General features: G+C 50.6%; 9 protein-coding genes and 1 CRISPR repeat array. Of the genes, 7 read left to right on the forward strand and 2 right to left on the reverse strand.

The annotated features are described in order from the left end of the window. Positions 1-30: 30 nt before the first annotated feature. The 5 genes from pdo (at position 31) to QXT17_RS05640 (ending at position 4,537) form a co-directional block, all read left to right on the forward strand. The gene (gene pdo / locus QXT17_RS05620) at positions 31-798 is read left to right on the forward strand and encodes a protein disulfide oxidoreductase (protein ID WP_148681994.1); all 768 of its coding nucleotides are present in this window, start codon (positions 31-33) and stop codon (positions 796-798) included. 119 nt (positions 799-917) lie between these two features. After that, complete coding sequence (locus QXT17_RS05625) at positions 918-3,344, forward strand: valine--tRNA ligase (protein ID WP_342783783.1); 2,427 nt, start codon at positions 918-920, stop codon at positions 3,342-3,344. A 2-nt stretch (positions 3,345-3,346) separates the two neighbouring features. Beyond that, on the forward strand, positions 3,347-3,943 hold the full coding sequence (locus QXT17_RS05630; protein ID WP_020962211.1) for an ASCH domain-containing protein: 597 nt from the start codon (positions 3,347-3,349) through the stop codon (positions 3,941-3,943). A gap of 28 nt (positions 3,944-3,971) precedes the next feature. Next, positions 3,972-4,217, forward strand: a complete 246-nt coding sequence (locus QXT17_RS05635) for a hypothetical protein (protein WP_020962210.1) — start codon at positions 3,972-3,974, stop codon at positions 4,215-4,217. Positions 4,218-4,279: 62 nt separating this feature from the next. Beyond that, entirely contained in the window at positions 4,280-4,537 is a 258-nt protein-coding gene (locus QXT17_RS05640) for a 50S ribosomal protein L35ae (protein ID WP_187147047.1), read from the forward strand. A gap of 109 nt (positions 4,538-4,646) precedes the next feature. On the opposite strand, the gene QXT17_RS05645 is transcribed toward QXT17_RS05640, so the two are convergent. Next, positions 4,647-4,796, reverse strand: a complete 150-nt coding sequence (locus QXT17_RS05645; RefSeq protein WP_020962208.1) for a hypothetical protein — start codon at positions 4,794-4,796, stop codon at positions 4,647-4,649. Between the two features lie 58 nt (positions 4,797-4,854). Here QXT17_RS05645 and thiI point away from each other — a divergent pair, with 58 nt between their 5' ends. After that, complete coding sequence (gene thiI, locus QXT17_RS05650) at positions 4,855-6,318, forward strand: tRNA uracil 4-sulfurtransferase ThiI (RefSeq protein ID WP_052887139.1); 1,464 nt, start codon at positions 4,855-4,857, stop codon at positions 6,316-6,318. Here the strand turns inward: thiI and QXT17_RS05655 are convergent. Continuing rightward, entirely contained in the window at positions 6,298-7,542 is a 1,245-nt protein-coding gene (locus QXT17_RS05655) for a M28 family metallopeptidase (RefSeq protein ID WP_052887138.1), read from the reverse strand. The two genes, thiI and QXT17_RS05655, sit on opposite strands and share 21 nt — an antisense overlap. 104 nt (positions 7,543-7,646) lie before the next feature. On the opposite strand from QXT17_RS05655, the gene hypF reads away from it, so the two are divergent. Then, the gene (gene hypF, locus QXT17_RS05660) at positions 7,647-9,911 is read left to right on the forward strand and encodes a carbamoyltransferase HypF (protein WP_052887360.1); all 2,265 of its coding nucleotides are present in this window, start codon (positions 7,647-7,649) and stop codon (positions 9,909-9,911) included. Between the two features lie 472 nt (positions 9,912-10,383). Then, a CRISPR array of direct repeats spans positions 10,384-10,671; the repeat unit is 25 nt; unit sequence GTATCAGAAACGAATGAATTGAAAG. Positions 10,672-10,707 lie beyond the last annotated feature (36 nt).

The raw sequence follows: 10,707 nt of genomic DNA on the forward strand, positions 1-10,707 counted from the left end.
TAGGCCATTCTAAGAAGCGTGGGCTACACTATGCCAGTAGAATATGATGAGGAACTAGTAGAAGAATTAAAGAAGACTTTTGCAGGGCTAGAGTCACCCGTAAAGATACACTGGTTCCTAGACCCAGATGCCGAATGCGTCTACTGTGAAGACACACAGCAGATCCTCGACCTGGTTCAGCAGACGTCAAACAACAAGGTGACAGTAATCAAGCATGTAAAGTCCGACCCAGAAACAAGGAAGTACAACATCGACATGTTCCCAGCGCTTCTAATCCACGGCGTCGACGAGTGGAACATACGCTACTTTGGGATACCCGCCGGCTACGAGTTCGGGGCATTCATAGAGGACATTGTAGACGCCTCTACTGGGCGAGTCAACGTATCGCCAGAGATAAAGGAAGCGTTGCTCAAATACGTCACAAGGCCCACACGCATAATGATATTCGTAACGCCCACGTGTCCATACTGCCCACTAGCCGTCAGGGCGGCGCACAGGTTCGCAATGGTGAACAAAAATATCTATGGAGACATGATAGAGGCCCTAGAGTTCTCGGATCTAGCCGACAAGTACGGGGTCTACGCGGTGCCCAAAAACGTTATACAAATAGATGGAGAAGACAAGCTTGAATTTGAAGGCGCCGCTCCAGACCCCTACTTTGTTGCACAGATTCTCCAAGCCTATGGTGTCGAGCTTCCACAAAAGCTACAGGAGCAACTGGCAGGTCTAGGCTCAGAAGAAATAGAAGAAACTGTCGAAGACGTACACGAGCATCACCATCACCACCATCACCATTAGAACCGTAGACATACATCTACCTCTCATATAATTTTTCTATTTATATTGGGAGCATCACCACACGCTAAGCTTAAATTATCAGCAAGTCCCTATTTTTTCAGCATCCTTGGTGCATACACATGGCTGAATTCAAGCTACCAAAGGTATACGACTTCAAACTTGTCGAAGAAAAATGGCAGAAAACATGGGAAGAAAAAGGCCTATACCGGTTCAGACGCGAAGACAGGACTAGGCCAACATTCTCGATTGACACGCCGCCACCCTATCCAAGCGGAGACCTCCACGTGGGCAATGCCCTCAACTTTTCATACATCGACTTCGTTGCTAGATACAAGAGGATGAGGGGCTACAATGTCTTCTTCCCGCAGGGGTGGGACTGCCACGGGCTTCCCACAGAGGTCAGGGTTGAACGTGCAATCGGCAAGAGGCGTAGCGAGGTAGACCCCCTGGAGTTTCTCAGGCTGTGCAAGGAATACACGCTCAAGTGGATAGGCGACATGCGTGCCGCCCTTAAAAGGCTTGGGCTGAGCATAGACTGGACAACCGAGTACATGACGATGAATCCTGACTACTGGCGTAGGACACAGCTAAGCTTCGTAGAGATGTACAAGAAGGGGCTGATTTACCGCGGGGAGCACCCTGTCATCTGGTGCCCAAGATGCGAAACGGCCATCGCCGAGGCAGAAGTAGAATACGTGGAGAAATCTCGTCCCCTATACTACATAAAGTTCAAGGTCGCCGAGACGGGCGAGGACGTCGTAATAGCCACGACTAGGCCCGAGCTTCTAGCTTCCTGTGTAGCTGTAGCAGTAAACCCGACTGACGAGAGGTATAGGAGCCTCCAAGGCAAACATGCAGTCGTCCCCATCTATGAACGTAAGGTTCCCATAATCTTCGACGAAGACGTAGACAAGACATTCGGTACAGGCGCCGTGATGATCTGTACCTACGGCGACAAGACAGACGTAAAATGGCAGAAGAAACACAACCTGCCCTTGATAATCTCTATCACTGACAACGGCAGAATGAACGGGAACACTGGCCCCCTGCAGGGACTGCCAATTGAGGAAGCGAGGAAAAAAATAGCAGAGATACTAAGAGAAAAGGGTTTACTTGTCAAAACTGAAAACATACAGTCCACTGTTGGCACTTGTTGGCGTTGCCATACGCCCGTCGAGATACTTCCAAAGAAACAGTGGTTCGTGAAGTCTACGGCTCTTAACGAGAAGGTTCTCGAAGAAGCAAAGAGGATAAACTGGGTTCCACCCTACATGTACAAGAGGCTCGAGAACTGGGTTCTCAACCTAGACTGGGACTGGGTAATCTCCAGGCAGAGGCTGTTCGCTACGCCAATACCCGTCTACTACTGCAAGGACTGCGGAGCAGAGCTCGTCGTGCCACCAGAGAAGCTCCCACACGACCCACGCTTCGACAGTCCACCCTTCGAGAAGTGTCCAAAGTGTGGGTCTAAAAACATTGTCCCAGAAAGAGACGTCATGGATACCTGGATGGACTCAAGCATAACTGCCGCCGTCCACGCTGGCTGGCCAGACAACTTTGACGAGAGGCTTTTCCCCGCAGACCTCCAGCCAAACGGCTACGACATAATTAGAACCTGGGACTACTATTTACTGCTCAGGGGTATAGCCCTCTTCGGCAAGCCCCAGTTCAAGACCGCACTGATCAACGGCATGGTCCGCGGCACAGACGGCAGGATGATGCACAAGAGCTACGGAAACTATGTAGCTGTCACAGAGGTCCTCGAAAAGTACGGCGCAGACAGTTTCAGGCTCTGGGTCGCGATGGCGGCCTCCACTGGACAGGACGTGAGGTTCTCGTGGGAGGGCGTAGACTATGCGCACAGGTTCCTCGTGAAGATATGGAACGCTGCCCGGCTCGCGAGCTCATTTATAGAGGAGGTTCCACCGCCAAGCATGGAGGAGCTATCACATGTAGACCACTGGATACTTCGAGAGCTGTCCGAGACTATAAGGCAGGTCACGTCTTCGCTTGAGAACTACCAGTTCCAGGAGGCTTCACAGAGGCTGGTAGACTTTGCCTGGCACAAGCTCTGTGACCACTACTTAGAGATCATAAAGTATAGGCTGTCTCAGGGCGACCGTGTAGCAAAATACGTGTTGAGGCTAGTGTTGCTGAGGACTATACAGATGCTCTCGGTTTTTGCCCCACATGTCTCAGAGGAGATTTACCAGGAAGTTCTCAAGGGCTCCGAAAACTGGGAAAGCATAACTACCTCGCCCTGGCCAGAGCAGGTAGAATACGACGCGGAAAAGGCGAAGACAGGAGAAATCGTTGTAGCCATAATTGCGGAGGGGAGACGGGCAAAACACGACGCAAAGATACCGCTGAGCAAAGAAATCTCCAAGCTCACCATCTATACTACTATGCACCTCGAGGAGCTGAGGAAGGCTACCGGGGACATCGCGGGTACCCTCAGGGCACAAAAAGTAGAAGTGACAAGCAGTGGTAGGGGAGACAGGGCTGTTCCAGAATACCCAGAAATAACTATCTCCCTACAGCCGTAGACATGCGTGAAAAACATCTCCTCTTTTCCAGGAACTACCTAGACAAGCTTGTTTCAGGCGAGAAGCGGGCAACTATACGTGTACGCTGTCCCAACCTGAAGCCAGGCGACAAGGCACTTGTGCACTGCGGCGGGAGGGTTATAGGGGAAGTCGAGATAGTGGCCGTCTACAAGAAAAAGTTGCGCGACATCACTGTCGACGAGGCGTTGCTTGACGGCTTCACGAGTCTGCAGGAGCTACGCATACAGCTCAAGAAGCATTATCCAAGGGTAAACGAGGACACGCGCCTATGCATCATCGTTTTTAAATGGATCCATGTCTACAAGGACGCAGTCCGAGACGCGGACATTTCTTGGCCGTACGGCGTGTCTTTCCAAGAAGTTGCAGTAAAGGCCCTGCAGTCCCTGGAGCTCGACGACTACGAGAAAAACGTCCTAGAACTCGTCGCGAAGACGGGCTCTATACGTCGGGCCGCGTATGCCCTGGGAGGGCTTGACCAGCGCTTCATAGTCAGGGACGTGTTGAGGCGGGCCGCGCGCTTGCTAGAGGAGAAGGGGCTGCTCCAGAAGATTAACGCTAACAACGAGGGCAAAAGTTAAAATAATAATTCAGCAACGTGGTATATACATGTCAGACAGGCGAGACGCGAAGAAAATCATGGATGAATGCATCTCACAGTGCATGGACTTTGTAGACGATTGCCATGCAAAGTGTTCTGAGAACGCGTCGGAGTGCATGGAGGAGTGCTCCGAGTTTCCAGGGGCATACAGCGACCAGTGCGAAGAGATATGTAACGACAACAAGAACGCCTGCGACCATATATGTGACGAGTTTGCAGACAAGTGTACAGATATCTGCTCGAAGACACACTAGTCTCCCCGTTTTGGGGAAAAAGTTAAAAACGCTTTATCTTTATAATTTGCTGGGTGATGCGCTTGGAAGGGTACATTGTCTCTTTCAGGCGCGGACAGAAAAGGTACTATCCTAGGCAGGTATTAGTCGAGCTGAAGGGTGTAACATATAAGGACGCCCACAAAGTTATAGGGAGGAAGGTTGTCTGGATACATCCTGTCACTGGCGAGAAGTTTGTCGGCAGGATTGTGAAGATGCACGGGAGGAAGGGCAGGGCCATAGCCTATTTTGAGCGTCATCTGCCTGGGCAAGCTGTAGGAGGAAAAGTTCTTGTTTCCTAGAAAAGAATCAGAGTACTCAGTAGCGACGGCCATCGTCACTTGGTCGCGTTCGGGTTCATCTCGTCATTGCAAGTAATTATTTTTCATTGTGGCTTTAAGCTTATCGGGTCTACCCGGCCTTCACTATGATTTTCTTCATTTGTCTCCTCAGTCTCCAGTAGTGATACTCTATGGCGAAGACAATGAGAAGCGCTATGAATGCGACGGTTCCTATCACTAGGAGAATAAAGTCCATCGTCCCGAGGACAATTTCACTCATAATCATCTAGTCTAAAAACTGTAATATAAGCCAAGTGTTTATTTTAAGATGAGTGCTTATGGAGAACAAACTGCGCGACGTGCTGATAGTCAGGCTTGGAGAGGTAACTATAAAGGGGAAAAAGTCTAGGGACAGGTTCGAGAAGAAGCTTATCGAAAACATCAAGGAGGCCTTGAGGCTTAGCGGCCTGCAGGGCGAGGTCAAGAGAGAGTATGGACGAATATACGTATATTCTTCACAGGAAGCGATAAAGGTGCTACGCAGGGTCTTCGGGATCACGTCTATTTCAAGCGCCGTGGAGTTCGAGTTCGAAACCCTAGGAGAAATAGTTGAAGTAGCTTATCAACTGTTCTGTGACAAGGTAAAGGGAAAGACTTTTGCTGTTAAGGCGAGGAGAACCGGGACGCATAGCTTTACCTCTATGGACATAGCCAGGGAGGTTGGTGAACGGCTCTACCCATGCTCGAGGGGCGTAGACCTAGAGAATCCAGAGTTCACCGTGTATATCGAGGTCAGGGGGAACAAGGCTTATCTCTTCCAAGACGTGGTGAAGGCTTACGGAGGGCTCCCAGTGGGCGTGGAGGGGAGAATTGTTGCCCTAGTCTCGGGGGGCTTCGACTCCATAGTCGCGGCATGGTACATGCTTAAGAGGGGGGCCGAGGTCCACTTTGTATTCTGTAACATGGCTGGCGAGCTAACAGAGAGACTAGTAGCATCGGTTGTAAAAATGCTTGTAGATAACTGGGGCTACGGCTACTCTCCCAAGCTGTATGTCGCGGACTTTAGGCCACTGGTAAAGGAACTTAGGAAAAAAGTGGATCCAGGCCTCTTGGGCGTCGTCCTGAAAAGATACATGTATAGGACAGCTGAGCACGTAGCCCGGAAGATAAACGCCCTGGGCATAGTCACCGGCGAGAGCCTTGGGCAAGTCTCGTCCCAAACCCTGGAAAACCTCTACTCGTCCTCGACGGCTGTATCGTTGCCAGTGTATAGGCCGCTCATTGGGATGGATAAGGAGGAAATAATTGCTAGGGCGAGAGAAATAGGCACATACGAGGCCAGCGCACGCGTCAAAGAGGTTTGCGGAGTATATTCGGTGCATCCGCGCACGAGAAGCAGGCTTGAGGAAGTTCTAAGAGAAGAAGAGAAAATCGATAAGACAGTTTTCGAGGGTGTTGTTTCAAGTCTAAGGGAGATAGACCTCAGAACCCTGGGCATCCAGGCGGAGTCACTGGATGAGGTGGAGATAAGCACCATTGACCCAGACAGCATAGTTATTGATCTGCGTCCCCCAGAGAAGTACCGAGAAGGCCACGTGCCCGGAAGCATAAACATTGACTTCGCAGAGCTCCCAGTAGCCTTGGAGAAGCTGGATCCAAACAAGAAATACATCTTTATATGCGACGAGGGCGGGCTCAGCCGTGAAGCTGCCTACACTTTGAGGAAGCTCGGCTACAAAGCTTGGAGCTTTAGAGGGGGCTACAGGGCGCTCTCCAGGAAGCTAGATGGGCTGTCTTCTTGAAAAGTACTCCTCTACTTTCTTCTTTATGTCTTCTGGGATCTCTCTTTCGAAGGGTATCTCTTCGGCATTGAGGATTTCCTCGAGGAGGAGCAACGTAAAGTAGCCAATAGTCTTAAAGGCGATTGGGTGTAGGTGCTCCGAGCTGTCTCTCACTGTGTGTATGTCCGCGCCCGAACCACTAGCCCTATAGAGGTTTACAGCTGGTATACCGTGTTTAACGAAGGACGAACCGTCGCTACTCATCACGTCTTCCGATATGCTCAGATTCACGCCTACACGTTTGGCCAGCGCCTCTACAAAGTACCTGAGGCTCTTTGCGCCACTTATAATTGCGGCTGACGAGCCAAAGATTCCTCCGTGCACGTCGAGGTTGACTACTGTCTTTATCTTTTTCTTCTCGTCGTCGCTAAGCGAGTTTACGTGGAAGAGTGAGCCGCGTAGTCCAAGCTCTTCTGCGCCGAAGAGTGCAAACCGGACGGTTCTCTTGGGCCTGGAGGCCGATAGAGCCTTTGCGAGGGCCAAGACCATGGCGGTTCCGCCAGCGTTGTCGGTGGCGCCGGGGACCCCCTGTACACTGTCGTAGTGGGCCGTAACATATATGATCTCGTCTGGGTACTTGGATCCCTCTATTGTGGCAAAAATGTTGTATGTCTCAGTGTCCCTATAGGTCTGTACAACTTTTAGTCTTGCTCTCTCGGCCGAGAGCAGTTCATATGCGTCTCTATACCTGACATAGACGCTTGGGAGAGAGCCCATTTTTTCCCTCCACTCGTATGGTATCGCTACCCTGCTTAGCTCCCTGTATGGAGAACCCTCAACGATGACCAGCCCGCTGGCTTTTCCTATTAGCTTTTTCCAGTACTCCCTGGAGGGCCTCTGCGACGCGAGGCCAATCCAGCCTGTGGCTTCGGGGAGAAGAATGCTGTCTGCGTTCTCGATGTATACTATGTCTCCCTCTACTCCCTCTATGGGTGTTTCACCGCTGAAGCCTAACACGCTGCACTCTATCTTCTTGTTACGGGGCTTGACTATCTCTAGCTCCGACTCTACAACTTCGTATGTCTTGACAGAGAATTTCTCGAGGGACGGGTTATAGCCGAGGCTTTCCATTTCCCTCACTATGAGCTCCCTAGCCTGCCTCTCGCCCTCTGTGCCCGTAAACCTGGGTTGCCTAGAAAGGGCCAGCGCTATGTTGTATGCATATGTATAGTCGAATTTTTCCATAAAGAAAATTGGGCCAAAAACAAAGATATGTTTTTTGCAGAGTCATGCCCGGCTTTTCCAAGATCGAAAAACCTTTTTTGTTGCCCATGTGTAGGCTAAGCACAATGCAGGCTTTACGTGTAAGGGTTGCCGGGATTGTCCAAGGCGTGGGTTTCCGGCCCCACGTATACAGGCTAGCTGTAAGGCACGGCCTAAAGGGCTATGTCCTAAACCTGGGCGGGAGCGAGGTAGAGATATGGGTAGAGGGAGACCCTAAACAGATAGAAGACTTCCTATACGACCTGAAAAACAAGACGCCCCGCTCGGCAGAGATAGAAGAGATCCACATTCAAGCCGAAGCCCCAAGAGGCTACAAGGACTTCAGCATACTCAAAAGCGGCACAACAATCACGAAGCTTTCAATGATCCCGCCAGACTTCGGAATATGTGAAGAATGCTTGAGAGAAGTCCTCGACCCGTCCTCCAGGTGGTACAGGTACCCATTCCATAGCTGTGCATGGTGTGGACCCAGATTCACAGTGATCGAGAAGATCCCCTACGACCGTGAAAACACCTCGATGAGAGACTTCCCACTCTGCGAAGAGTGTCAAAAAGAATACACAGACCCCAACAATCTGCGTAGGTTCCACATACAGGGAATATCGTGCCCCAAGTGCGGCCCCAAGGTTTTCCTAGTCGACCCCACTGGAAAACGGCTAGAAGTCGAAGACCCGATACGCGAGGCGGCAAGGCTAATCAACGAGGGCTACATCGTAGCCGTAAAGGGGATAGGCGGCTTCCACCTGGCCTGCCTAGCCACAGACGACATTGTACTAGAGAAGCTACGCAGACACAAAAAGCGTCCAACAAAGCCCTTTGCATTGATGGCCCTAAGCCTAGAAGTCGCCGAGAAAATAGCGGAAGTAGACGACAGTGCACGAGAACTCCTGACAAGCCCAGCCAGGCCCATCGTGATACTCCCAAGAAAGCCCGGGGCGGTTTCCGAGCTTGTAGCCCCAAACCTAAAGACCGTCGGGGTCATGCTTCCCTACACTGCCCTACACTATCTCCTCCTCATGGATACAAGAGACAAGTTCCTAGTCATGACCAGTGGAAACGAGAGCGGGGAGCCCATAATCAAGGACAACGACGAGGCGCTAAGAAAGCTCGGAAAGGTGGCAGACTATTTCCTGATGCATAACAGGAGGATAGTCAACAGGGCGGACGACAGCGTGGTCAGATTTACAGACGGCGAGCCAGTAATGATAAGGAGAAGCCGTGGATACGCGCCTCGCTGGATCACTCTCCCAAGAAGCATCAAGAGCCCCGCTATAGCTACTGGCGCATTCCTAATGAATACAGGCAGCGTAGCCGTAGAAAAATACGTTATCCCCACACAGCACATAGGAGACCTCGAAAACCTGGAGACCCTCGAGTTCCTGAGGGAAGCCTTGGGCTTCCTCATCAAGACATACGGCATAAAAGAGTGCGACGCCATAGTCGTGACAGACAAACACCCAGCCTACCCCTCGAGGCTCGTAGCCGAAGAAATAGCGTCAAAGTGCTCCAACAACCTGGTCGAAGTCCAGCACCATGTGGCCCACGTCTCGGCGGTCATGCTTGAAACAGCCTCCACAGAGGAGTACGGCATCTCCATAGACGGCGTCGGGTACGGAGACGACGGCCAGATATGGGGAGGAGAAGTACTATACGTCGGCCAGGGATACGAAAGGCTCGGACACCTAGACTACCTACCAATGCCTGGGGGAGACATGGCTACAGTCTACCCAGCAAGGATACTCATTGGAACCCTAACACGGGCACTTGGAGAAGAAGAAGCACTAAAAATATTCCAGTCCAACGGGCTACAAAGATACCTACCAGGAGGGCTAAGCGAGGCCCGGCTCGCCGCCAGGCAGACAAGCGGCTCGCCAATGTCAAGCAGTGCGGGCCGCTTCCTCGACGCAGTCTCAACAGCGCTAGGCGTATCCTGGAAAAGAAACTACGAGGGGGAGCCAGCAATAACACTAGAAGAATACAGCTATGGGGGAAACATCATATCAGACAGCCTCCTAGATGCCGAGGGAGACACAGTCAAGACATACGATTTCCTCCTGAAACTGCTACAAGGCGAGCTCAGACACAGCCCACGTGACCTGGCCTACACAGTCCAGTTCCTCCTCGGAAAACGACTAGCAGAAATTGCCCGCGAAAAAGGCGCCAAGAAAATACTCGTGTCCGGAGGCGCCGCAGTCAACACCCCAATAGTTAAGGGCATAAGAGCCATCTTTGGCAAGGAAAACACCATTCTCCCCAAAAAGCTGCCTCCCGGAGACAACTCCATATCCGCCGGACAAATCTACTACGCCTACCTTCAGGGCTACATCTAACCACACATAGAGCTTTGCATAGATGCGGCTCAGAAAGAATTAATGCACCTCTACGTTCCTCCACGTACCCGCTACCCGACAATAAGCCTACACCACACAAAGCTGTACATCCATAACGACCACACAAGCGTTTCGGAAAACCAGGAAAAACCCCTCGCTCCAAAATTAAAAATATACGAAAGTGAAAAACAGAGATTTCTCCATTGTGATACGGGTTGGGAGGAAATGGTTCCCCTGGAAATCTCTGTAGAAACGTTTTCCACGGGAAACTTTAACGCTTTACGGGAAGAAGCCTTTTTGTAAAATACATTCTTCCCTAGACCCTCTTCCCGTTCCATATCATTTACATGCAACAACGAGGAAAAATAAAACAAAATTAATGTACTTAACGAGAAACACTTACACAAAAACACTTTCACCCAACACCAAAACAAATAAATAACACCCCAACAAAATAAACCCCAAGGAAACAGTATCAAAAAAGAATGAATTGAAAGGTCCTCGTACCAAACCGTGAGCTTCATTCGTCCACCACCCTGTATCAAAAAAGAATGAATTGAAAGAGCTCAGGGATGTCGTGAACCTCACTGAGCTCGAAGTAGTGTATCAGAAACGAATGAATTGAAAGGGGGACCTTCTCGGTCGATAATACAGATACAGAGAGTCTAAGTATCAGAAACGAATGAATTGAAAGCTTTTAATCTGTCCAAGCAATGCTAAAATCTTTCGAGTTTTGTATCAGAAACGAATGAATTGAAAGGTCAACTTTGCTGGCGGCTGATATGTCTTTTTTGCT

The sequence above is a fragment of the Thermofilum sp. genome (assembly GCF_038871435.1).
GTDB classification, from domain to species: domain Archaea; phylum Thermoproteota; class Thermoprotei; order Thermofilales; family Thermofilaceae; genus Thermofilum; species Thermofilum adornatum.